Annotated in this window: 28 protein-coding genes; 16 read left to right on the forward strand and 12 right to left on the reverse strand. The window is 46.6% G+C overall.

The window, feature by feature from the left end:
• Positions 1-10: 10 nt before the first annotated feature.
• Both QZW47_RS10595 and QZW47_RS10600 read right to left on the reverse strand, forming a co-directional pair.
• Complete coding sequence (locus tag QZW47_RS10595; RefSeq protein WP_293126850.1) at positions 11-256, reverse strand: hypothetical protein; 246 nt, start codon at positions 254-256, stop codon at positions 11-13.
• Positions 253-1,161 (reverse strand): nuclear transport factor 2 family protein, encoded by a 909-nt coding sequence (locus QZW47_RS10600; RefSeq protein WP_293126852.1) that lies wholly within the window; start codon positions 1,159-1,161, stop codon positions 253-255. Before QZW47_RS10600 ends, QZW47_RS10595 begins: the two co-directional genes overlap by 4 nt.
• Before the next feature lie 186 nt (positions 1,162-1,347).
• Between QZW47_RS10600 and murG the strand changes: the two genes are divergently transcribed.
• Positions 1,348-2,439, forward strand: coding sequence for an undecaprenyldiphospho-muramoylpentapeptide beta-N-acetylglucosaminyltransferase (murG, locus tag QZW47_RS10605; RefSeq protein ID WP_293126854.1), 1,092 nt, complete (start codon positions 1,348-1,350; stop codon positions 2,437-2,439).
• A gap of 221 nt (positions 2,440-2,660) precedes the next feature.
• Here the strand turns inward: murG and ureG are convergent, their stop codons facing one another.
• The 9 genes from ureG to QZW47_RS10650 form a co-directional block, all read right to left on the reverse strand.
• Complete coding sequence (ureG, locus tag QZW47_RS10610) at positions 2,661-3,257, reverse strand: urease accessory protein UreG (protein WP_293126933.1); 597 nt, start codon at positions 3,255-3,257, stop codon at positions 2,661-2,663.
• 82 nt (positions 3,258-3,339) lie between these two features.
• Positions 3,340-4,062 (reverse strand): urease accessory protein UreF, encoded by a 723-nt coding sequence (locus tag QZW47_RS10615; RefSeq protein WP_293126856.1) that lies wholly within the window; start codon positions 4,060-4,062, stop codon positions 3,340-3,342.
• 358 nt (positions 4,063-4,420) lie between these two features.
• The gene (gene ureE, locus QZW47_RS10620) at positions 4,421-4,858 is read right to left on the reverse strand and encodes an urease accessory protein UreE (RefSeq protein WP_293126858.1); all 438 of its coding nucleotides are present in this window, start codon (positions 4,856-4,858) and stop codon (positions 4,421-4,423) included.
• A 253-nt stretch (positions 4,859-5,111) separates the two neighbouring features.
• Complete coding sequence (locus QZW47_RS10625; protein WP_293126860.1) at positions 5,112-5,603, reverse strand: DUF4168 domain-containing protein; 492 nt, start codon at positions 5,601-5,603, stop codon at positions 5,112-5,114.
• 433 nt (positions 5,604-6,036) lie between these two features.
• Positions 6,037-7,233: a transposase gene (locus QZW47_RS10630; RefSeq protein ID WP_293126862.1), complete on the reverse strand. Its 1,197-nt coding sequence runs from the start codon at positions 7,231-7,233 to the stop codon at positions 6,037-6,039.
• A 287-nt stretch (positions 7,234-7,520) separates the two neighbouring features.
• The gene (locus QZW47_RS10635; RefSeq protein ID WP_293126864.1) at positions 7,521-7,796 is read right to left on the reverse strand and encodes a hypothetical protein; all 276 of its coding nucleotides are present in this window, start codon (positions 7,794-7,796) and stop codon (positions 7,521-7,523) included.
• 5 nt (positions 7,797-7,801) lie between these two features.
• Complete coding sequence (locus QZW47_RS10640; RefSeq protein ID WP_293126866.1) at positions 7,802-8,272, reverse strand: hypothetical protein; 471 nt, start codon at positions 8,270-8,272, stop codon at positions 7,802-7,804.
• A 9-nt stretch (positions 8,273-8,281) separates the two neighbouring features.
• Positions 8,282-9,133, reverse strand: a complete 852-nt coding sequence (locus QZW47_RS10645) for a hypothetical protein (protein ID WP_293126867.1) — start codon at positions 9,131-9,133, stop codon at positions 8,282-8,284.
• A gap of 5 nt (positions 9,134-9,138) precedes the next feature.
• On the reverse strand, positions 9,139-10,854 hold the full coding sequence (locus QZW47_RS10650; RefSeq protein WP_293126869.1) for a hypothetical protein: 1,716 nt from the start codon (positions 10,852-10,854) through the stop codon (positions 9,139-9,141).
• Positions 10,855-11,015: 161 nt separating this feature from the next.
• On the opposite strand from QZW47_RS10650, the gene QZW47_RS10655 reads away from it, so the two are divergent.
• The 6 genes from QZW47_RS10655 to QZW47_RS10680 all read left to right on the forward strand — a co-directional run bounded on the left by QZW47_RS10655 (position 11,016) and on the right by QZW47_RS10680 (position 13,111).
• The gene (locus QZW47_RS10655) at positions 11,016-11,384 is read left to right on the forward strand and encodes a hypothetical protein (RefSeq protein ID WP_293126871.1); all 369 of its coding nucleotides are present in this window, start codon (positions 11,016-11,018) and stop codon (positions 11,382-11,384) included.
• A 179-nt stretch (positions 11,385-11,563) separates the two neighbouring features.
• Positions 11,564-11,845: an HU family DNA-binding protein gene (locus QZW47_RS10660; protein WP_293126873.1), complete on the forward strand. Its 282-nt coding sequence runs from the start codon at positions 11,564-11,566 to the stop codon at positions 11,843-11,845.
• Complete coding sequence (locus tag QZW47_RS10665) at positions 11,838-12,125, forward strand: hypothetical protein (RefSeq protein ID WP_293126875.1); 288 nt, start codon at positions 11,838-11,840, stop codon at positions 12,123-12,125. The genes QZW47_RS10660 and QZW47_RS10665 overlap by 8 nt, the downstream gene beginning before the upstream one ends.
• A gap of 84 nt (positions 12,126-12,209) precedes the next feature.
• Complete coding sequence (locus QZW47_RS10670) at positions 12,210-12,410, forward strand: hypothetical protein (protein ID WP_293126877.1); 201 nt, start codon at positions 12,210-12,212, stop codon at positions 12,408-12,410.
• Between the two features lie 75 nt (positions 12,411-12,485).
• A complete protein-coding gene (locus QZW47_RS10675; protein WP_293126879.1) occupies positions 12,486-12,776 on the forward strand; it encodes a hypothetical protein in 291 nt (96 codons plus the stop codon).
• A complete protein-coding gene (locus QZW47_RS10680; protein ID WP_293126881.1) occupies positions 12,773-13,111 on the forward strand; it encodes a hypothetical protein in 339 nt (112 codons plus the stop codon). The genes QZW47_RS10675 and QZW47_RS10680 overlap by 4 nt, the downstream gene beginning before the upstream one ends.
• On the opposite strand, the gene QZW47_RS10685 is transcribed toward QZW47_RS10680, so the two are convergent.
• Entirely contained in the window at positions 13,108-13,680 is a 573-nt protein-coding gene (locus QZW47_RS10685) for a tyrosine-type recombinase/integrase (RefSeq protein WP_293126883.1), read from the reverse strand. The genes QZW47_RS10680 and QZW47_RS10685 overlap by 4 nt on opposite strands.
• A gap of 191 nt (positions 13,681-13,871) precedes the next feature.
• On the opposite strand from QZW47_RS10685, the gene QZW47_RS10690 reads away from it, so the two are divergent.
• The 9 genes from QZW47_RS10690 (at position 13,872) to QZW47_RS10730 (ending at position 21,260) form a co-directional block, all read left to right on the forward strand.
• Entirely contained in the window at positions 13,872-14,354 is a 483-nt protein-coding gene (locus QZW47_RS10690; RefSeq protein ID WP_293126885.1) for a hypothetical protein, read from the forward strand.
• A gap of 29 nt (positions 14,355-14,383) precedes the next feature.
• Positions 14,384-15,772 carry a hypothetical protein gene (locus QZW47_RS10695; RefSeq protein WP_293126887.1) on the forward strand — a complete coding sequence of 463 codons (1,389 nt, stop codon included), beginning with the start codon at positions 14,384-14,386 and terminating at the stop codon, positions 15,770-15,772.
• A 190-nt stretch (positions 15,773-15,962) separates the two neighbouring features.
• Positions 15,963-17,510 (forward strand): hypothetical protein, encoded by a 1,548-nt coding sequence (locus QZW47_RS10700; RefSeq protein ID WP_293126889.1) that lies wholly within the window; start codon positions 15,963-15,965, stop codon positions 17,508-17,510.
• Positions 17,511-17,514: 4 nt separating this feature from the next.
• Positions 17,515-18,279 (forward strand): hypothetical protein, encoded by a 765-nt coding sequence (locus tag QZW47_RS10705; protein WP_293126891.1) that lies wholly within the window; start codon positions 17,515-17,517, stop codon positions 18,277-18,279.
• A 1-nt stretch (position 18,280) separates the two neighbouring features.
• A complete protein-coding gene (locus QZW47_RS10710) occupies positions 18,281-18,655 on the forward strand; it encodes a hypothetical protein (RefSeq protein ID WP_293126893.1) in 375 nt (124 codons plus the stop codon).
• On the forward strand, positions 18,652-19,803 hold the full coding sequence (locus QZW47_RS10715) for a hypothetical protein (RefSeq protein ID WP_293126895.1): 1,152 nt from the start codon (positions 18,652-18,654) through the stop codon (positions 19,801-19,803). The genes QZW47_RS10710 and QZW47_RS10715 overlap by 4 nt, the downstream gene beginning before the upstream one ends.
• A gap of 160 nt (positions 19,804-19,963) precedes the next feature.
• A complete protein-coding gene (locus QZW47_RS10720; RefSeq protein WP_293126897.1) occupies positions 19,964-20,296 on the forward strand; it encodes a hypothetical protein in 333 nt (110 codons plus the stop codon).
• A gap of 147 nt (positions 20,297-20,443) precedes the next feature.
• Positions 20,444-20,827 carry a hypothetical protein gene (locus tag QZW47_RS10725; RefSeq protein ID WP_293126899.1) on the forward strand — a complete coding sequence of 128 codons (384 nt, stop codon included), beginning with the start codon at positions 20,444-20,446 and terminating at the stop codon, positions 20,825-20,827.
• Positions 20,828-20,846: 19 nt separating this feature from the next.
• Entirely contained in the window at positions 20,847-21,260 is a 414-nt protein-coding gene (locus QZW47_RS10730) for a YkgJ family cysteine cluster protein (RefSeq protein WP_293126901.1), read from the forward strand.
• Positions 21,261-21,263 lie beyond the last annotated feature (3 nt).

Genomic DNA, 21,263 nt, shown 5'->3' on the forward strand with positions numbered 1-21,263 from the left:
ATTTTAGATTTTAGATTTTAGATTTTAGATTTGGGAAGGGCCGAGCAGATTGGGGTTTTGCTTTTTTATAATCACTGATGACTGCTGTTCGATCGCTATCTACAGCACTAATGCCCAATGCCCCGTTTGGCCCATGCCCACCCTTCGGCTTCGCTCGGAGGGTAAAATGCCCCATGCCCCATCCCCCATGCCCCATCCCCCATGCCCCATGACTAAAATCAGATGCTCCCGTTGCAAGTTTACGGGCTTCTTTCACTGGACAACCCGCAGGCGCACAGAGACTGTCGTGATACCGCCTTGCCGCATCAACACTGCTGAAACCCAGCGATTGTTAGGGGTAGCAGGAGCTTTACCGACTTTAAAAATCCCCCCGGAATTCAGCAATTCCAGTTCGACTGCGGAGGGATTAAAAAATGTTTTTTCTGTAACCGGTTCCTCCACAACACTTCCTATTAAAATGTCATTGCCGATCGGCTCTCGCACAATGGCATCAAAATGGTATTCTTGGCCTACCTTCACTTGCTCTGGTAAATTCACTTGAACTACGGGCGGATTTTTGCCATAACTAAGCTGAGTTTGTTCTGCTAATATCTCTTGCTTAACTATTTTGTTACTTTCCCACCGCTGCTGAGAACCGATGGTAGATTTGAAATTTAAGTCTATCCCATCCTTTTTTTGAGTACCGATAATTGTAGTTACTGTTTCAGCGACAATGGCGCTACCTTCTGTTTTCCAAGACTTGAGTTCGGTGCGGTAATTCAAACTTGGATATCGCTCCCAGAGTTGGGTGAGGGCTTTTGCCATGATGGTGCTGTTTAAGCCGTCAGAATGAGTGAAATTCTGGCTGTAAAATTCCATGACTGCTTTGACATCGCGCCGGTTGGCTGCTGCGTCCATTTCTGTTAGTAGTTTCGCGAACTCTGCGGGCGCGTTGGCTGGGGTTTGAGCAATTGTCGATCGCTCCGACGCAGCCTCCGCCCCGATCGCGCCTACAGCAGTTGGATGCAGCACGCCAGCACTTACCAATGCTAAACATAACAACATTTGAGCGATCGACTCGCCGCAGTTCAAGCCAAAAACCATCGCCAGATCGGCTTTTTTGTCCCGACGGCTGGCAAAATATTGAGATACACTTGGCATTAAATTCAAAAAATTACGCATTAGATGATAACTTGGTTATTTGTCAGGGGCCGCGGTGCGAGCTACTGTTCGCCTGCAACGAAAAACTGACAACGGAAGGAGGGACACGGCACAATCTAATTTTAGATGGCTGATTGAAAATTGGCTGAAACTGCCGGAACAATAAGCATAATAATCTAAAACCTCTAATCTAAAATCGATCGACCTGTGGAACTTGTAAAACAAACAAATACCTTGACAAAAGCCCCCCTGCGGTTGTTGGTTGCAGCTAGCGGCACGGGAGGACATCTATTTCCGGCGATCGCCACCGCTGCACAGTTGCACGACTGTGACATCGAATGGCTGGGAGTGCCAGACCGCATGGAAACGCAGTTAGTTTCTTCCCTTTACCCCCTCCACACGATCGCCGTTGAAGGCTTTCAGCAGCGATTTGGACTCGGTACAGTACGGATTTTGGGCGGACTCCTCGGCTCGATCCTTCAAGTGCGGAAGTTGCTCAAAACAGGAAATTTTCAGGGAGTATTTACTACCGGCGGTTACATCGCAGCACCGGCAATTTTGGCTGCTCGCTCTTTGGGTTTGCCGGTGATTCTCCACGAATCTAACGCAATTCCCGGCAAGGTGACGCGGTGGTTTAGTCGTTTTTGCACTGCTGTGGCGATCGGATTTGAAGCAGCCGCCAAGCATTTACCGGGCGCGAAAACGGTGGTTGCTGGTACGCCGGTGCGATCGCAATTCCTCGCCCCGCAGCCTCTAAAGTTACCAATTCCTGACAGCGTACCTGTAATTTTAGTCATGGGCGGCTCCCAAGGTGCTGTCGCAGTCAATAAATTAGTGCGCGAGTGTGCTCCGGCTTGGTTTGAGGCGGGTGCTTGGGTAATTCACCTCACCGGAAATAATGACCCGGATGCTGAGAGTTTGAAGCACGAGCAATATTTGTCAATGCCATTTTATGATAATGTAGCGAGTTTGTTGCAGCGAGCAAATTTAGCAATTAGTCGATCGGGCGCGAGCGCGCTAACAGAATTAGCTGTTACCGGAGTACCTTCTATTTTAATTCCATTTCCTCACGCCGCCGACGATCACCAAAGATTTAACGCCGAAGTATTTGCCGCAGCCGGTGCAGCCTTCGTATTCCGTCAAAGCGAACTCACAGCAGAGGTATTACAAAGCAAAGTGCTGTATTTGTTAAAAGATACCGAATATTTAGCAAAAATGTCTCAAGCTGCTGCTGGCTTAGCAGTGACAGACAGTACAGAACGTTTGGCAAATTTAGTCAGGGAATTGTTGAGTAACTAGCGCAAATTTGACAGAGCTGCTAATTGAACGAGATATTTTTAATCAGGGTAAAGCGTAAAGTCTCTATCCAGCCAAATAACATGATGTCCGCCGTCACATCGCAATTAAAAAGGTTTGTAGTGAGGACTTCAGTCCGCAGAATCAGAGTAAGGTTTGTAGTGAGGACTTTAGTCCGCAGAATCAGAGGACTAAAGTCCTTACTACGAACCTTTTTAATTCGCCTAAACCACATTCACCTTCACAAAATCAACCACCGACGCTAGGCCTTCCTGAGTCTTCAGATTAGTAAAAACAAAAGGTTTCTCCCCGCGCATCTTTTTCGCATCCCGTTCCATCACGCCCAAATCTGCTCCCACAAAAGGCGCGAGGTCTATTTTATTAATCACTAACAAATCCGACTTAGTAATTCCCGGCCCGCCTTTGCGCGGAATTTTATCACCCGCAGCCACATCGATTACATAAATTGTCAAATCTACCAACTCCGGGCTAAAAGTTGCCGCCAAATTGTCACCGCCGCTTTCGACAAAGACTAAATCTAAATTAGTAAATTTCTGTTCTAACTCTTCTATCGCTACCAAGTTGATCGAAGCATCTTCGCGGATAGCAGTGTGGGGACAGCCGCCAGTTTCTACTCCTAAAATGCGATCGCTCTCCAAAGCTTGACTCCGAACCAAAAACTGTGCATCTTCCTGAGTATAGATATCATTAGTCACAACCGCAATCTGGTACTGTTGGCGCAGCGTTTTGCACAAAGCATCAAGCAAAGCTGTTTTCCCCGAACCAACCGGGCCAGCAATTCCTACACGAAAAGCACTCATAGCGATTTTGGTAAATGGGCATTGGGCATAGTTTGTTTTTCTTCCTTCTTCCTTCTTCCTTCTTCCTTCTTCCTTCGTATTTTCAGCTCCGAAACAACCTAGTGTACTGAGTTTCGTGCGCCATGCTAGCCAGTCCCAATCCCCAACTGCAACTACCAAGGTCATCATCTTCTAATTGTAAAACTTCTCGCGCCGTCAAACTAATTTGAGATTGCAAATCTAACAGTAACTGTTGACCGGCGGTTTGACCAAGGGGAATCAGTTTCACGCCTGCACCCGCCAAATTTGCAGCCCAACTGTACAAATATCCTACCACGGCGGCTTCTTCTTCAATCTGCCAACAAGCGGCCGCCATCCCAAAGCCGATCGCAAAATTGCACTGATTGCCGCCAACTTCCACCAAATCTTTTACAATAGTTGTCAATCCAGAAGCTACGGGCGATTCCCTGCGGGATAGCTTCGCTTCACGCAAATCCAGCAACAACCGCGTCAAAGTCCGTCCCATTTGCCAACTTTGCAGCCGCAACTCTTCAGTTTCCTTAGTCGCAGTCGCCCAAGCATTCCAGTAACTCAAAGCTTTCAAATCCCCAATCTTCGCCGCCCTCAAAGCCCGTACCGCCACAGCAGCTTCTACTCGCACCGCCCCAAATTCCAGCGAATTTTCCAACCAATTCCTCAAACTACTCTCGCTGTCGATCGCACCCGCTGCTACCAAACTCTCAATTCCCTCAGAATAACTATAAGCTCCCACAGGTGCAAAAGCTAACTGCAACAAATACAAAAGAGAATTACTGCGATCGTCCATCCGTTATATCCCAATAGGGTTCACCTAGCCTATAAAAAAGAAGACGGCGGTTGAAACCGCGCCTACAAAAACGAAGTCTGCGGAGGCAGACAAAGAGAGCATAATATAATCCAATAGGGTTCAATTAAGAGATGAGAACAGGGAAAACCGATGAAAAATAGACACTCTTGTTTGCTTCGTTCCTCTCTTCGGACAATCTTAAGTGAATCGTATTCCCTTATATCCATTAAATCCCGTACACTACCATTTGCCGATCGCCCATCCGTTAAATCCGTTAAATCCCGTACATTGCTAGTTGCCCAACTCCCCTGTTCCCTCTTCCTTCTTCCTTCTTCCCTCTTCCTTCTTCCTTCTTCCTTCAGTGACTGTGCGCGTAAGCCCCGATTTCCGGCTGAAACGGCACAATTTCCTCTATTACTTCCAAACCCATTTTTTCCAGCATTCCCTGCAAAACAGAGTCAGGAGAAAGCCTTAAATAATCATCAGCAACTTCTAAGGCTACGTGACGGTTTCCCAAATGATAAGCCGCGCGCATCAGCAGCAGGCGAGTCGAAGCCCGCGCTGTCAGCACCGGTTCAGGTTTGGCCCTTACCAGTACCAAACAGCTACCGTCTTCTGATTGCAATAAATCTCGATCGCGCAATACCGTACCTCTAGGCAAACTCAGGTGCAGGCTTTCCCCCGTATCCGTCTCGAATCGGTGGCGGCTGCGAGTGCGATCGTCCGCTGTCATCGGCAAACTCAAGTTGACCACAGCATCGGGATTTGCAGGCAAATGTTTTGTGAAAGTTAGCATTCTTCTATTCTATTCCTCAAAGGAATTGACTTCACATCTACTTTTTGAGGAATATATTTTTTCTTTCTAATTGCGATCGACACGCAGTCGCACCAAATATCTCTTTCTCAACCGCTCCCGTTCTATACCATGTTTTGGTTATTTTGTCAAGCACTTCTTTACAGGCGATCGGCATTTACTCAAAAATGATTGCGTACCGTCCAGTAACTCCAACAATAGAACGGGAGAGGAAGAAAGACTCAAACCATCAATTTTATTGATTTCCCGCTTGTTGCAACCGCAGCAATTCAGCTTGAATTCGCTGTTTGATTGCCGGGTTCGCTTGCTGGAGCAAAGTTAGCTGGTTGAAGCGACTAACTGTCAAACCATTGGTTTCTATAATTTTTTTAGCTTGTTGGCAATAATTCACGGCCACGCCGCGCATACCTCCAGATAGGCTGTTAATTCCCTGAGTTTCGTTGCACACTATTCTGGGAACCGAGCCACCAGCCATTCCTTTAATTTCCTTCATAGCTTCCTCCCGTCGGGGTTCTATTCCCAAGACTGAGCGAGCGTAGCTAGTAATTTCGGCGTTGCTAATGTCTTGAGCTTGGGCTGCCGCTCCGAAAACTGGGCTTGAGGATTGTGCGTACCAGCCAGGAGCCCATCCGCTAGCCAAAGCTGCTGCGGAAATCATGCCTGCAAACAACGATTGTCGCAGCATCCGGTTTAATCGAAATTTAGGGGTGTTGAGTGAGGTGTTCATGGTCGTCGGTAATTGCTTGCGTATAGATAAAAATGACACTGCACTGAGCGGCTTAATCTTTTTGAATAAAGTGGTGGCAAGAAAGTTCCTGCCCTTGAGTAACAATTTTTCATTCCGACAGGAACATTTGTTACTTTTTACAATAAATCGACTTTTGAGCAAATTTCCTAATTGAATATATTGTAACATCTTGGAGAAGTTGACAAAACCCAAGAAATCTCGGTTGAGTTGAGAGTTGAGAGTTGACGGCAGGACGGCGACCTCTACCTGGAAGCAAGGATTGGAGCAATCAATAGTCTGATTTTAATTTATCCCTACAAGGGATTCGCTTTCAACCAATTCTTTGGGGTAACTTTCACTCTAGCAATTCAGTGGCGAACCGAGGCAGTATCGGCGGTGGGATATAATAACCCAGTGAAAGTTCGTGCAAGAACTAGCCACTTAATTCTTGAACCAATTCCTTAAACAACAATTTGACAGCTTTAGCCGCCATGCGCGATCGCACCAGCTTGACCGGCCGACCGCTAGCTTTTTCCGCATCAATGAGTTTCCCAAGCTGATCTCCAATATCATTTTTTAAGCGACGCTGCTTAGGCTCAATCCGAGTAAACACCCACTGCCAAAGGGCTTTTCGGCATAAGTCAGACCCGCCAACAACTTTTGATTTTGGCAAATCGCCACTGCTCTCCTGCGAAGGAGCGTAGCCGAGAGCCTTCATGAACCGCCGTAGAGATAAATGTCGCTTAGTTGGCTTGCCAGATTTCCTGCCCTTTTTGATTCGTACCTCAGGCTTGCCGTCGGTGTTTAGATAGTTTTCCAGCGGGTAAATCTGACTGAGAAGGATGGCTTCAACCCTTTGACCAAAGCCAAAACGAGCAAATACCTTGCGATAGGGTACAAACTGAGGAGCGTTCAGAAGTTGTCGCAGTTCGTGTTCGATCGCCATTTCTTCCCGCTGCAAGTCACACAACCTTGCCGCGTGAAGCCTTGCGCTGTCACCAATTCCCAACCCAACAGTTTTTTCATAAAGCAGATCGTATTTTACGCTCGGCCTTTGACCGCACAGCCAGCCCCACAACAACGGCACTTTTTCGCCGTGGCGGACTGATTTAATTAGAGCTACTTCGGGAAACTGCCAAGCTAAATCCTGTCTTGCACGGTTAATGATGGGAGATTGCACTCGGTTGAGGTGCGCCAGTCGAAGTGCGAGCCGCCGGATAGTGACAATCGCTTCATCCCTAATTTGCAAAAATCGCCGGGGAGAATCTAAATAATCCCAGCCGTAAATCGCCAACGCTAGAGCGTCTGCATCGTCATCTTTGTCGGGTAAAGCGAGGTGGTGTTCCCGAAAAGAGCGAAGCTCCTTATGACCAACTAACCGTACTTCTACACCAGCCCTGGCAAGTTGAGTTCCCCATAATTTTTGATAATTTACCCCCGTCGGTTCCATCACCGCAATTGTTTCGGATGAATTGCCAATTAGTGCTAATAATCCACAAATACCAGTAACCGTAGCTTCAAATTTATGGAAATTGTAATCGTAATAAAATTGTCGAGGTTCTGTTGGTTTTTCTAACAATAAGCAGCAAGAAATCGAGGACTTGCTGACATCAAGACCAATAATTTGCATTTAATTCTTACAGGTGACAGTTTCCCAAAACCCCGCAGCAAAGCTTATGAATCACCCAAAGGCCACAAGAGCCTAATTCACTCTTAAAGCTATAAATTAGTGCAGGGGAACAAATTAACTAAGCAGAAACCGAGCTTATGAAAGTTAAAAAGCCATGACAGCTTGTTTCATTACTAAAACCCTAAGCCGCTGCCTAATTAACTGGCGGTTGATTTGGACTCAACCCGCGACTCCCCCTTTTAAAGGGGGAGTTTCGGCCGCTGAGTCAGGCGACCATCATCAGGCGGTTATCGCTTGCACCCCTTTTTGTGATTCCAAGAAATAATGCTAAAACCGTTAGGCTGGACGTTTTGAGGGTCTAGCAATTTGAGCAAAACTTCATCCACTAAATCTTCGGGCAAAGCCATCACCCCCGGACAGACATAGTTGCTGATGGCGGATAGCAAGCGTTCTGGCGAAGATGTGGTAAATTTAGACAACAAGTAGCAAGCGTGGTGCAACGCCATTGCTGTAGCAAAAATTGCTCTTTTCTGGTGGGTGGTCAAACTATCCAGATTGTTCATTTTTGTTACATCCTTTTAAAGAAATAATCAGCGCCAGATTGGCTAGCTTCAATCAATTCGTCAATAAAGCGTTCTACCTCGGCTTCTGTTACTGGCTCAGCCTGAGCCTGAATTATATTTGCTACTTTTTGTGCCACGTCTTCGGGAGACGAATCAGTAAATTGAGAGAGCATACCTAGCACAACTGAATTTATGCGTAAACATGAATAAATGATTTGCTTTTGATCTATTGGCAAATCTTTTAGGCTGCTGCATTCTTTTTTTGTGGTATCCGCGACTACTTGGATTGAATTGAGATTCAAATCGCACGTATCCATGCAATCTGTGAGCATTTCGGCTATTTCTGATAAAGCTCTATAATTGCCAATGTTTTCGCAAATCAATCCAGCAATTTGCGTGTCCAATTCGGCGACGGCAACTTCAAGTCCTGGGGGGATTGGTGGTAGTTCAGACTGGCGGTAGGTGAAAGTTTTCATGTTTATCCTCTAAGATGAATCCGACACGCGGTCGGATCTAATGCCCGATCGCCCGTAACCCTCAAAAACAACATCTAAGGCATCTAACATCGCCTCCTGCTCTGGCGTGTACTCTTCTTCTGGCTCAGCCAGTTCATCCGATCGCCCTTCGAGACATTCATCCTCAGCAGCCTGCTCATCCGATCGCTCTTGATAGCGTTCTGCCAGAATCTCCTCGATTAGCTCTTGCTGTGAAATGCCCCTCTCGCGCGCTTCATCAGCTAGATTCTGCTTGAATCTCTTGATTTTGATTGTGGTTGGCTTCTCTTGAGGCTCGTCATCTGTAACGGCCTTTACGTGCGCGGCCGTGACGCGACCGTCAGGGGCTGAATCTAAAACCTCTTGCCATTTTTGGGAGAGTTCGCTGTTAGATGGCGTTACACTATCGCCAACTTTAGTGGTCAGAGACGAGCAGAATTTAGCGAGCGGCAAAGCTTGGGATATGCAGCTAGGTATTTTGCTGAATCCGTCGTTGATTAAGTCGATCGCCACCGAAGCCGCTTTGATGATTTTCTTGGCGTAGGAACTGCTACCTACCGGAGAACTTTTGCAGAAATCCTCAAACACAACCCTCCAATTTTTGTTACCTGACGATAGCTTCAGGCGGATGACGTGAAGGGCTAAACCTAGGCGAATATAAGACATTGAACTGTCATACACTTCGTATCTCCAGTAAGGCAAATCGCTTGTGGTCTTGGTGTCGGCTCCCCAAAACAAGTTCCAATAATCGTAGAGGCTGGCAAGATGCAAATTGTCTGGTTCGTCAAACTGTGGTTGATGGTGCAACCAAGGTTTGACATACCGAAAGAATGAGGTTGTCATGCTAGTTAAGAAGCTGCGGAAAATAGGTTGAGAGATAGTTGTTGACCCAATGGCTCGGGGACTGTTTCTCCCCGCTTTTTGGCTGCTTGTTTCTTCGCAGCAGGTTTGATTTGAGTCCGCGCTGCGCGATCGACTAACGGTTTAGGTGCGTCTTTCTCACGAGCGATCGCCCGCAGTTCTTGCTCTGCCAGAATGGCGCGGATGTATGCCCTCTTCGTTCGGGGATGACCGCCGGGGATGATTTGGCAGCAGCGTTTGGCGATCGCCTTTAACTGCCAAATCGGCTTAGCGGTTAGCTCGGCAAGAGTCCAATTTTCGAGAGGTTTCTGTGTCGGTGGCAGCTTGCGAGTCCAGATAGTGCAGGCATCGGAGTGCAGCATCATGGTGCCGGTTTCGATCCAATTGCCCAGGGGTTTGGGGAAATCCCACGAGAGAACTTTTTGCTCAACCAAGTTGTCGAGGTCGTAGTTAGCCGCCCCGACTTTCGCGCGCCATTTCCGCCGCTTGCCGGAGTAATAAATTTTTGCGATTTCTCCGAGATGCGCTCCCGATTTGTGGCCGACCGTCGTACCCGGTTTGAGATGATGTGGGGGTGTCGGTTGGGCTGATGTAATGCGAGAGCGTTCGTCACCTCGATTCGGTGGCTGCTCGTCGTTGAAGGTAGCTTGTGGGACTAATTCAGATGACTGATGTGATAAAACTCGCCCTGTATCTCCCGAACCAGCCCCGCTTGCTTCCAGAAGCCGATCGCCCTTTTGGCTTCCCAATCCTTCATTTTGGTGATGGCCGCTAGTTCCATGAAGTTTGGCGCTATCGTCGCATCCTGAAGGTAGTTCAGTAGCGATCGCAATTTCATTCGCTCCAGCCTGCTCGGTACCAGTTCGTGTAGTGCTTGCATTGTTTGCGTCAGATTTTTCAAAAACTTCGCGGACTTGTTCTTCCAGCAGCCAGCGGTCGTAGGCGTCGTGAAAGTCTGTCAGCAGGGGGTAATCGTCCGGGTCTGGGGGTTCGCTGACATCCCACTCCAGCAGGTTGAGTTGTCCGAGGGCGTCGGCTGCATGAAGAACTTGGCCGAAATCAGCAGGATTCCACCTGTCAGGTTTCGCCCATCTGTCGGGCGCCTGAGTTTCGACACCGGGGGAATTTTCGGTCGCTGGAATGTCCCAAGACCTTCCCAAACAACCTGGAGCGACCGACCGACCGAGACCGATTGGAGGAGGAAACGCTATAGCGCGAATCTCAAGTAAATAAGTCAGCTCGCTGCGAATTTCGGCAATCCAAGAAGATTTATGTTTGCTGTGGCCGTGAAAGCAATTAGAGCCGGGTCTAGCAGTCAAGTCCAGTACCTTCAGTCGAAGCATTTGAAGCTCTTTCAAATTTTTGGTAGGCAGCGCCTCGGAAATCGAGCGACAAATTTTAAGAGCCTCGGAAAAAGTTAATTCCCGAAACGCAGCGGGTTCGATTTTACTTTCGATCGCCTCTTCAACTTCGACACCGGGGATATTTTCGTCAGGCTCCTGGACGCGATCGTTGTCCGCTGGCGCGGCTTTCGGCTCAGTTTCGAGCAATCCGGCTTCCCAGCAGCGCTCCAGAAAGCTGATCCAGGTTTGGCGCACTCGTTTGTCGCCAGAGTGGTGAATATCAAGCTTGTACGCTACTTCCAAGTTCTCTTTGGCCATAGCCTTGAGCTCTTTGAGCGTTTTGGTGGTGAGGTCTTGCATAGGTTTTGGGGGTAAGAAAGGGCGAGTGAGAAGCTCGCCCCCCAACGTTTAGGGTATGCAGGTTGTCTGAAGTCTTTGAGAAGACTTCTTTTTTATGATATAGTCTTCTAGAGTAAACTGTCAATATCTTATCGAAGACTTGTTATTTTGATGGAGAAGTTATGAACCAGGATCATGGTCAAGAAAGCAAAACAGAAGGAATATGGGGAGCTGAAGAAGAGTGTGGGGTACGGCCTAACGCCAACTGCCGCGAGGATGCTGAACGAGCTAGCCAAGGAACTGGGACTGAGTGCCTCACACCTGATCGAGAAAATAGCGCGGAGAGAAATAGGCATACAAACCCCATTGGGGGAATCCTCGACCAACTGATTGATGACGCGCGCAAACAGTTGGGCAAGGCGCGAGAGTGCGTCGTTTGGTATCAAAGTGAGGTGAAAGAGTACGAGCAGAAGCTCCAGACATTTGTAGAACTTAAGAAGGTACAAGAAGAGCAAGATCGCCAAGATACGGAAAAAAAGGAAGACTTTTAACTCAAAAGCCAGCATCCAAATCGGGTGCTGGCTTTTTGCGTTAAAGCACTATATCCACAACCAAAGCTACACATAAACGCACCTTCCACGAGAACAACATTTATGTGTAGCAGCAAATAGCGACTTACTCCGTCGCAGCTTCAATATGTAACAAACTAGACTTTTGCGTTTAATCACCAATGAACAAATCCGAACTAATTCACGCTGTAGCCGCCAAAACTTCAGCAACCCAGAAAGACACAAGCGCATTCCTGGACGCCCTTCTCGGCACAATAGTTGATGCAGTTGCTGACGGAGAGAAAGTAACCTTAGTCGGGTTCGGCAGTTTTGAGAAGCGCGATCGGGCCGCTCGTCAAGGCCGCAACCCCAAAACCGGTGAACCAATGTCACTGCCAGCAAGCGTCATTCCGTCTTTCTCAGCGGGGAAAGACTTCAGGGAGGCGGTATCAGCTAATGAGTAAGTACCCAGACCTCAAGCAATATGCTGCCGAGCTAGCAGATTTAGAAAATGCACCGTTTTGCCCGATCGAACTTCCGCCACTGGCGGCGATCGCCATCATCAGCCAGATCCAACTAGCTACTCGCCATCTATCGGTATCAGACAATGAGGGGCCAACCAAAATGGCGATCAATGTGGCACGGCAACTTCAAGACTTGTTCAACAAGGAGTCAGCAACTTACAAAGTGCTGGAACTCGGCTGGAACCCGGGTGACGACCTAGACAACGATTGCGACTTGTAGCCATCCTGGCGACACCTGCCAGAAGCACAAGTGGTGCGACAGGTCGGAGAGACGACCATCCCAATCAACAAGGAAGTTAAACCGATGAACGAACAACAAACCCAACTTTTGATGCGCGGCATGATTCAACTGATGTCGAAAATGGCCGCCGCCGTGACCAACTGCGACAACCGGATTAAAGCACTTGAGGAGGAAGAAGACCAAGAAAGCCTAGCAGAGTTTCTTGAGTTGATGCCCTTGGTTGACGCTCTAACAGCGCAAATAGACGCACCGCCGACGGTCTAGATTAAATAAGTGCGATCGGGCAAAAGTGCCTCTAATAGCCCGATCGCACTTTTCACCCACCATAGTTTTCAAAAAATGACACCACAAGAAACTCTCGAAAGAATGCGCGCCGCTTCTGACAACTTCTATAACGAAGCAGTCCGCACCAACTGCCACACATTCATTGAATTTACCGGCCTGCTCAACGAGTACATCAAAATCTGTGAAGAAAACCTCGCCGTAGGAATTGATTTCACCCAATCCAATGCCCACATCAAAGGCCCCCAACTGAAGATACAAGAGCACGAGGTTGACTACCTCAATGAGAAGCTGTGCTGCATTTTCCAGGGATTAATAATTCTCGGCCAGCAGGAGGCAGATAAATGACCTCGCCGGATTTAATTGATTCTGCAACCGCAGAAAGTGAAGGGGTTAGCTCGGTTGAAGAATCAAATTTTCGCGATCGGGCTGTAAGCGAATATTCTCCCAAAGGCACGGCCCGTACTGGATTTTCGTATTTCCGGTTTTCGTATAAGGATGGCTCGCGAACGGTCAGCATTCACATTCCAGGGGGAAACGTGCGATCGGCTAACGCTCAATCCAGGGCGATCGAAGTCCGCGCCAAAATTGCTGCGGGGATGCCGCCAGAGGAGATTGTGAAGGCGATCCGAAAAATGTCTTTGTGTTATCACGATAGTTGCCCAGGGGTGATCGGGAGCTAGAAAATATTGATCGCATTCTTTCTCTGTTCCTCTGGCACGTCAATGTAGCGGCCCAGAGAGCTCAAGCTTGCGTGCCCAGACAGAGATTTAATCAAACCAGCGTTGAACCCTAAATTGTTAAGCCTGGTTATGAACCCCCGCCGCGGGGAGTACAAGCTGTATCCCTGCCCTTGCAGCCCCGCCCTTTTCAAAGCTCGCCTCAAAGATTGATCGATCGCCTGCCGCGACAGACACCGCCCCAGTCGAACGCGAGAAGGAAACAAATACCCAATTTGAGGGCACTCGAAATCCCTCAATAAAATCTCCAAATTTCGGTGGCAGGGAATTTCCCGCGAGACTTTATCCTTGCGGGTATTGCCTGGAAAAAGAATAGATCCTCGGCAAATACGCCTTGTAGGGTTTAAATAAAATTGCCCAACATCAGCTTTCAAGATAGCCTGAGGACGTTCGCCCGTGTACCAAGCAATCGCCCAAAAGATTTTATGAATTTCCGCAACAAAATTGTTGCTAATTTGTTCGTAACTTTCTTGAGTTAGTGGCGTCGCCTGCCCAAATTTATTGACTTTCACGTTGCTAATTTGAATAAAAAAGTAAGAAATAAGCAAGCACCCAAGCTTCCTCTCAATTCTAAACCGTGTATCCCTTGCCTGAAAGAACTTTCACAAAATATATACATTGCTCTTTTATCTAAAAGAGCAATATTTACCATTAACAATTCGGCTTGTATCATTGAAAGAAATCACGCCCACGGCAATACAACATGGCAATCGTCACACCAGGAACGGGAGCAACCCTGCAATCACCTACATTAGAGGGCCAATTTGTACAGCTAGTAGAATTTTTTCAGGCAATAGAGAAAACAGGCGGCAACCAAACAAGTTACTTTGCGAGCAGCTTCGACTCTGACGACTTGCTCTTTAGCGGCACATTCTCAGTCCCTATTTTGCCCGGTGCTACAGGAGCGGTATTCAGTGGGGATACTGCAAGGTTCCTAATCGGGACTTTTGCCCCCGGGACAGGCGGAACATTTACCCAAGCTACAGCGCTAGACTACTTCCTAGCAGTTGCAATGCGTCTCGTGACTTTTCAAAACGACGTAACCAAAAACCCACAGAATGCCACAAACGTCACCCTCGAAATTGACGCGAACAAAAACATAGCATCTGGCACTTTTAATTTACCGTTTACCAAAACAGTTACACCAACAGGAATCGCCATCACCCCTGGCACTTACTTGTTATAAAAATAGTTGAATAATTAACAACAAAAAAAATGAGTGAATATACATTCCCGATTAATTTTGAGCCATTAAAAGCAAACAACACTATCCAGACAATCGTAGACATCGATGCCCTTTGCGCGCCGGCTAAGGCTGCGCTAACTGGATATGTCAGTTCCCTTACACTTCCTGCCGCCGAAACACAACATATGCTGTGGGCAAATGTGGGATTGAATATTTACATCGAGCAACTTACCGCCAGCTACTACCTACCATCTTTAGGAGCTCAAACCCCCGCACCCGCCATCAAGCGTAGTAGCACGTTGGCAGATAAAGTAGCCGAAATCTCTTCATTGACAGGCCGCTGGCCTAAATGCCAATTTCTGCTCTGGGTGCGGCCAAACGCAACCGCAGCGTGGCAATGGGTAGCAACTGATTTAATCCAAAATTACGGCAACCGAGTTAATTATTTAAATTTATTAATCCCATACCTGACGCAAGGCAACGTGCTCGTAGCTGGCCGCGGAACTCAAGTCGGGCTGCAATTCATATCCGACGCAGCAATCTCAGCCACACTCCCCCAAGCATCAGACAGATTAGTTATACAAGGCAGCGTGCGCGTTGAATTGTCACTATTAGATGCAAAAAAAAACGATGAAACAAACGCTTTAAAAGCTCGATTGACCGCACTTGAGAATTTACTAGGAATCATGGGAGCGCCAACTGCCACTACCGAGGGACGCAGTGGATTAGTTCCAAAGGCTCTTGCCGGACAAGGAAACAGGCTCTTAAGGGGAGACTGCACTTGGCAATCACCTACCGAGTTAACAGGTCTAAGAACCCGAACGAACGCAACGACTGTGCCATTTAACGCTAATGCTTTTACCCTAGCGCAACCAAGAGAATTGCAGTGGATTGATGGAGGTGTTGCGAACCTTAACTTACCAGCCAATGCAGGTACATTGTTAAGAAACGACCCCTTGTTTGACGTTGCTAAAGAACTTTATGAAAGCCAAGAGTTTAATAACGCCGGTGGGCGATGGTGGAAACGTGACGAAAATAATGGCGTTTGGAGTGCTTGGAAAGAATTAGCTTTTCTAGAGGGAAACCAAGTTTTTACTGGCGATAAATCTTTTGCTGGGTTCACGAGACTAGGGGATACCGCAATCAAAGTAAAATTAATTACTGGCACTACTTCTGCATCTCAGGGGGTAGCAAGTATTTTGCCACACGGTATAACTAGCCCTGTAAAAATAATCTCGGCGACTCTAGCAATTGAATATGTAGGCGGGAATTGGGTGCCAGCCAGTTACACGAATGTGGGGGGATATGAAGCTAATTTACAATGGGATACAGCAAATGTTGCAGTCATCGCCAGAACTGGAAATTCGGCGAGCATTTTGAGCAAACCTTTTAGTGTTTTGTTAACTTACATCGCTTAGCAACATGAAAATAAGTTATTTGTCCCCAGACCAAATATCTGTTAGCACACCAATTGGAAATACAAAGGGAGTTGCATCAGTTTCCGAAAAAGCAATTAGTGGGGGTTTAGACCTAGGAATTGTTGGAGTAGGTATCAGTACAGACTACGGTGGCGCAGTCACAGGAAAAATCAATTTAGGGATTATAGGAATGGAGGTTCAGCTAGGTAGCGAAGGTGGCAAATCAGTAACGCAAGCCGGCTTTGGACTCCTAGAAGTTAAAGTCGAATCGAGAAATTGCGTTGTCACAGAAACCAAGACAATCGCAGGGCAAATTGTTGCTAGTCGCAGCTATCCCGATCCTGGTTGTAAATTACCGGAACAAGAAAAACCTTTTTTGCCGCCAGCGCCTGAGCCGGGCCCTAACGGCGTTGAAATTCCGGATACAGACGAACAGATATATGCGGTAATTACGCAAACTAGAGGTGGAACTATTGTAGAAACTGTTAACTATTGGCCTTTCCACACTACAACAATTACTGATACTAGCGAAGCAACTATGAATGTTTCAAACATTCCAGACGAAGTTCCGCCCCCTCGAACGAATAGACCGGTTCCATTTTTTGTAAATAAAATACTAAAGATAGACCACGTTTATAGGGTTAATTATCCAAACAACCCTTCAGCAAACATTACGGACCTAATAGACATTAGGTCTTCTTTCGATTCCACAAACGACTTGATGGAATTTGGTGTGTGGCGCGATCTAGAGGGAAATTATAATAGCTCCTGGGGCGCACACGTTTCGTCAAATCTTGTAATTGAAAAACATACAACAACACGTAACGGACAGCCTGCGGGAGTATATACGGACGGGCTTTGGGGAGGAGTATGGGCAGGAAAAGCATCGACATTAAGAAAACTTCTTGCATTAGAACAACGAGGAGACGGAGGCAGATTTAATTTAAAAACAATAGTTTCACAGATAATTCCAGTCGGAAAACAAAAGCCAGTCGCACAATTTTTACCAACCGGAAATACACCACCGATGAATAACAACTGCTGTGAAGAAATACTTGATTTACTTGATGAGTTTAAAGAAGTTTTAGCCCTCAAAGAATTTAAGACTAAGAAAATATCAATTCCTGGCGAAATGATTGCCATTCAAACAGAAGGAATGCCCGCGCCACCTGATGAAATAATTAGCAATTACCCTCAGATGCTCAGCGCCATTTTATTAGCAGTTAACCGATATGGGATTGACGCACCAATAACAGCAATTGTGGAAGATTCGGATTTAACAAAAGCCGGAAAGCAAGAAAACGAATTCACTTACACATCACCAGGAACCGCCATCAAGGCAATACTTGAATTATTGCTAGAAATGAAGGCAGAGAATGGTGCTAGGCTTGAAATTCAAGTGCGCTTAGCTTCAGCTATTACTCGCACATTGAAAATCGCTGCCGGAGTTAGTGAGTCGGTATCCACAATCATTAAAATGCTGGGGATTCCTGTTAGACCAAAACAGAAATCTCTACCACTAGAATTCAACTTATTTGCAGGCAAAAAAGGTAAAGGCTTCGCCAAAGCCGAAACAAGCGGCCGTAGTGCTGGCTCGGAAACGCAATTAGAATCAATTTTGCCGAACTTTCTTAAGGACAGCCAATATGAGCTCCCAGCGCCAACTTTCAATCCAGATGATGATGACATTAGAGAATTGCTGGTAAAGATTCTAGTAGCAGTACAAAGCGGGAAATAAAAATATGCCGATTCCATTAATCATAAAAGCTGCAATCTTAGGCAGCAAAATAGCAAAAATAGCTCCTTTTATAGCGAAAATTGGAGGAGCTATTTATAGATTTACAAAGCTTGGTGCAATTGGGGGATTTCTCAAAGGAATTGCCCTAAAAGTCGGGGGCTTTATCGCTAAAGTTTTTCCTTGGGTGGCAGCTTCATTTTTGCCTGATCTGCTTAGCAAAGTAGTACAAACTACGCAAACCATGTGGCATTTCAACTGGAAAATTAGCGATAAACAACTGCAAGAGGATATGAAAAGTGCAGTTACAAATCTGTATGAACCATTGGGTGAATCATTAGGGAGGTCAGTCGCTGCTATTGTTGTCGGACGTGGAATTGGAGGGAGCAATGCTATCCCTAAATTACGAATAAACACGACTCAGATAGCAAATTTAATTGAGTTGTCCGGAGGCAGCGAAACCGTTAGGGATACGCTTGTAGATGCTGTTACCGAGATGTGGTGGGCAGTAAAAGCTGCTGCACAAACAATTCTATTTAAATTTGTTTACCTAAACGGGCGCAAGTATATCGAGAGAGTAACTGGTAAAGAACTTGGAGGAGCAGAAGAAGCAGAAAGCTTTATATTTGCAGAGAAATTTGAGGAAAAAATACGGGATTTAGTTCCTGACGAGCAAATTTCAGATGCCGTTATCAACGGATTTGAGGCCTTCTTCGATTCACTCGGAGAATTAATAACAGAAGAAGACACTTACGCAACCTTCATTAATTAATATGGCTACAAAGGCGCCTATTGCTCCTGCAACAGGAGCAAAACCAGCAAGAGCTAAGAAATCACCGGCAGCACAAAAAGCAACCTTTAAGGATGAGGTGAGTTCTCGCATTGAAAGCAGTCACGAAGCAGTAATGTACCAGCGCGCAATCAGCAGAGAAGACTTAGAGATGTCGTTTGGCGTCGGCGATTACGATCTATTTTTCAAGGAATTCGTTAGTTACTTTAAGCAGACTCGCACCGATAAACTTACTAAAGAAGAAGCTGCACAGCCGAATTTAAGAATTAAAGAATTAAGTAAGCTGAGGTGGCGCAAATCGCGGCGAAGACGCCGGGGCAAGCTGAAAAAAAATACAGATAACAGTGGGAAAAAGTGAGCAATCTTAAAAACCTTAAGTCAAAAGCTGCTGACAAAATAGCAAGGCAAGAAGCAGCGACGGTTATAGCGGGCGCAAATCCTCAGGTAAATGATGAGGATGCACCGCGATTCTATTTGCTGGAGTTAGAATTGCCGGATAACGTTAAGGTATTGCTGTCAGGGGCAAAACCTTTTATCCCACTTCAAGCAAGTTTGATCAAAGCCTTTGATGATGTACTTCGCGCTCGAATTGATTCGGAGTGGAGTGCTAAGCAATTTTGGCGCTGGGCTAAGGAATTCGAGAACGGTTTCTCTAATTTTACTGTAGGAACAAAAGATGTGTTTGCTCAGTGGCAGAAAAAAAATAAGCCGTGGGGTAAAGACCCTGAAAACAAGCCAAGAATTACGGAAATCAAAATTCCCGTACAAAGTAAGGGTGATGTACCACCGCATTATAAAACAATATTTTTTCTAGCCGATCGCACAGTCGAAAATGACTTTCAAGTTTTCACCGGCTCTTACCGTGAGATTGCTCAACAAATTACAAACTGGTGGAATCAAAAGCAGAAAGACAGCGGATTTACCAAAGAGCGTGGCGGGGATTTCCCTATTTTAAAAGGGCAGCCATTAATTAAATTGTATTTCTATGAAGATGCTGGCGCATCAACTAAGGGCAAGGCAGCAATCAAAGGGGAAATATCTTTGCGGGTTACGGACAAGTCAGCAAATCCAAAATCTTCTTTACCAGCAATTAGCAAAGCTGATTTAAAAAAATATGCCCAAATCATACAAAAGCAATTTGGTGATAATGGCGGCTACGTCTGGAAAAAGGGCCGCGAAACAATTTCCTACAGAAATCGCCATCAAGGGTTTGAAGGTTGGTATTTCGTCAAGGACAAAGGAGATGGTATTGAATTAATCAAGCGTTTGCTTGCGATTTTTAACCACACTATTGATCTGACTTGCGTTCACCACAGCGTCAACGTTAATTCCGTGGCAGCCTACCCAGAGAATCCGCCCCCAGTCACTGTATTAGGCGAAAAAACCCCTATAGCTTCGCGGCGGCCTTTGGCAAATGTTCGCTTCCGGCGCGCAGAAATTATTCTCTTGGCTGGTCAAAAGCCAATCGAACTCGTGCGTAATTCTGTAGTTGTTTACAAGGGGTAGCCGACTATTCCCCGGGAAATGGCCGAGGAATAGCCGCAGTATCGCCAACGTATGTAAGGTTGCACAAACCCGTAGGGTTTGTAAGGTATCTACAGGGGTTGCCGGCTTTCGGTCGTTTGTTTACGGTGGGTTTAACAGTATTTTCGGGCTACGATTTTTTATGGCCACCCCTTCTTATTTTGCAGTGACGGGCACCAATGCCCAGATCCGCCTTACAAAAAACTACACGGCGATCGCTGGCGACCTAGGGCTTACCTCGGAGTCGCTGACTCCAATTAGTGGCAAACAAGTTATGAACACAAGTGATTTGCTTGCAGTTAGTCAGCTAGGGCGAATCCGCATTAACGTGCGAAACGGTAAAAAACGAGCTGGCTACAACATTGTTTGCGCGACGGACAAGATGGACGATGCCACGAAAACTCTGAGTGGCAAAGCTTTCGGTACTGGAATCATCCGCAGTGCGCGATTCATGCGGCGCGCGGTTTTCTATTAAGTAAAGCTTTCGGTACTGGAATCATCCGCAGTGCGCGATTTATGCGGCGCGCGGTTTTCTATTAAGTAAAGCTTTCGGTACTGGAATCATCCGCAGTGCGCGATTTATCCAACGCGCGGTTTTCTATTAAAAAAAGGAGAATAATAAATGCCAGCTAGCATTAAATTGTGCAAAGCAGTGATCGATATTGGTACGACGGGAAACGAAACTGTATTTTTTCGGTCAAACGTCAATATGTATAAGGATGCGTTTGGAACGGCGGTGGGAATTACCGTCGCTACTGCTAATGAAACTGCCAAATCACCGGTATCTTCTATCCGCCAGTTGATTCGAGTTGGTTATCTACGCCGGATGACTGCTACGCTCAGAGGCACCGCAACGGAACCAGGAACCAGCGTGCGGATTTTAGTAGCCGCTGGCAGAGAGCTATCCGCGCGAACTTATGGCGCGGCCGGCACAAACCCTCTTCCAGGAGTTAAGGGAGGAACGATTGCTAGCATTCGTGAGTCGAACAGAATGCGTCTTTTGTAGTTTATCTCAACTCAATGCCATGACATTTTCCAAAATTCCTTTCACAACCGTTCTTCAAGAATTTACTGACGATGAGGGAGTGGTTACAGGGCAAATTACTACTCAAAACGGCGACGCTGGAACCTGGTTGCGTTTTGACTGCTCGTGCGCGGACGCCAGACCATTTTGCAGGGGTCATTGCTGCTCTCTAAAAGGAACTTATTTAAGTCCTGAGGAGGCAGCATCGGGGCAGTACGAAGCTTACCCAGATCCAGAAAACGGATTGATGGAGCTGCGTAAGGAATCTGACGGATTTTGTACTTATTTTGACCGAGATACACGCACTTGCGGGATTTACGAAAATCGGCCGGGAGTTTGCCGAGATTTTCATTGCTCGCAGGGTGCGGGAGTAAGAGGTTGGAAGTTGCCAAATGTAGTTTATAGAAATGTGTAAATG

The sequence above is a fragment of the Microcoleus sp. bin38.metabat.b11b12b14.051 genome (assembly GCF_013299165.1).
Lineage (GTDB): Bacteria > Cyanobacteriota > Cyanobacteriia > Cyanobacteriales > Microcoleaceae > Microcoleus.

Coding starts and splice junctions, on each gene's coding strand:
- QZW47_RS10600 (WP_293126852.1), bottom strand. CDS start 1,161: ATGCGTAATTTTTTGAATTTAATGCCAAGTGTATCTCAATATTTTGCC.
- ureG (WP_293126933.1), bottom strand. CDS start 3,257: ATGAGTGCTTTTCGTGTAGGAATTGCTGGCCCGGTTGGTTCGGGGAAA.
- QZW47_RS10615 (WP_293126856.1), bottom strand. CDS start 4,062: ATGGACGATCGCAGTAATTCTCTTTTGTATTTGTTGCAGTTAGCTTTT.
- ureE (WP_293126858.1), bottom strand. CDS start 4,858: ATGCTAACTTTCACAAAACATTTGCCTGCAAATCCCGATGCTGTGGTC.
- QZW47_RS10625 (WP_293126860.1), bottom strand. CDS start 5,603: ATGAACACCTCACTCAACACCCCTAAATTTCGATTAAACCGGATGCTG.
- QZW47_RS10630 (WP_293126862.1), bottom strand. CDS start 7,233: ATGCAAATTATTGGTCTTGATGTCAGCAAGTCCTCGATTTCTTGCTGC.
- QZW47_RS10635 (WP_293126864.1), bottom strand. CDS start 7,796: ATGAACAATCTGGATAGTTTGACCACCCACCAGAAAAGAGCAATTTTT.
- QZW47_RS10640 (WP_293126866.1), bottom strand. CDS start 8,272: ATGAAAACTTTCACCTACCGCCAGTCTGAACTACCACCAATCCCCCCA.
- QZW47_RS10645 (WP_293126867.1), bottom strand. CDS start 9,133: ATGACAACCTCATTCTTTCGGTATGTCAAACCTTGGTTGCACCATCAA.
- QZW47_RS10650 (WP_293126869.1), bottom strand. CDS start 10,854: ATGCAAGACCTCACCACCAAAACGCTCAAAGAGCTCAAGGCTATGGCC.
- QZW47_RS10655 (WP_293126871.1), top strand. CDS start 11,016: ATGAACCAGGATCATGGTCAAGAAAGCAAAACAGAAGGAATATGGGGA.
- QZW47_RS10660 (WP_293126873.1), top strand. CDS start 11,564: ATGAACAAATCCGAACTAATTCACGCTGTAGCCGCCAAAACTTCAGCA.
- QZW47_RS10665 (WP_293126875.1), top strand. CDS start 11,838: ATGAGTAAGTACCCAGACCTCAAGCAATATGCTGCCGAGCTAGCAGAT.
- QZW47_RS10670 (WP_293126877.1), top strand. CDS start 12,210: ATGAACGAACAACAAACCCAACTTTTGATGCGCGGCATGATTCAACTG.
- QZW47_RS10675 (WP_293126879.1), top strand. CDS start 12,486: ATGACACCACAAGAAACTCTCGAAAGAATGCGCGCCGCTTCTGACAAC.
- QZW47_RS10680 (WP_293126881.1), top strand. CDS start 12,773: ATGACCTCGCCGGATTTAATTGATTCTGCAACCGCAGAAAGTGAAGGG.
- QZW47_RS10690 (WP_293126885.1), top strand. CDS start 13,872: ATGGCAATCGTCACACCAGGAACGGGAGCAACCCTGCAATCACCTACA.
- QZW47_RS10695 (WP_293126887.1), top strand. CDS start 14,384: ATGAGTGAATATACATTCCCGATTAATTTTGAGCCATTAAAAGCAAAC.
- QZW47_RS10700 (WP_293126889.1), top strand. CDS start 15,963: ATGGAGGTTCAGCTAGGTAGCGAAGGTGGCAAATCAGTAACGCAAGCC.
- QZW47_RS10705 (WP_293126891.1), top strand. CDS start 17,515: ATGCCGATTCCATTAATCATAAAAGCTGCAATCTTAGGCAGCAAAATA.
- QZW47_RS10710 (WP_293126893.1), top strand. CDS start 18,281: ATGGCTACAAAGGCGCCTATTGCTCCTGCAACAGGAGCAAAACCAGCA.
- QZW47_RS10720 (WP_293126897.1), top strand. CDS start 19,964: ATGGCCACCCCTTCTTATTTTGCAGTGACGGGCACCAATGCCCAGATC.
- QZW47_RS10725 (WP_293126899.1), top strand. CDS start 20,444: ATGCCAGCTAGCATTAAATTGTGCAAAGCAGTGATCGATATTGGTACG.
- QZW47_RS10730 (WP_293126901.1), top strand. CDS start 20,847: ATGACATTTTCCAAAATTCCTTTCACAACCGTTCTTCAAGAATTTACT.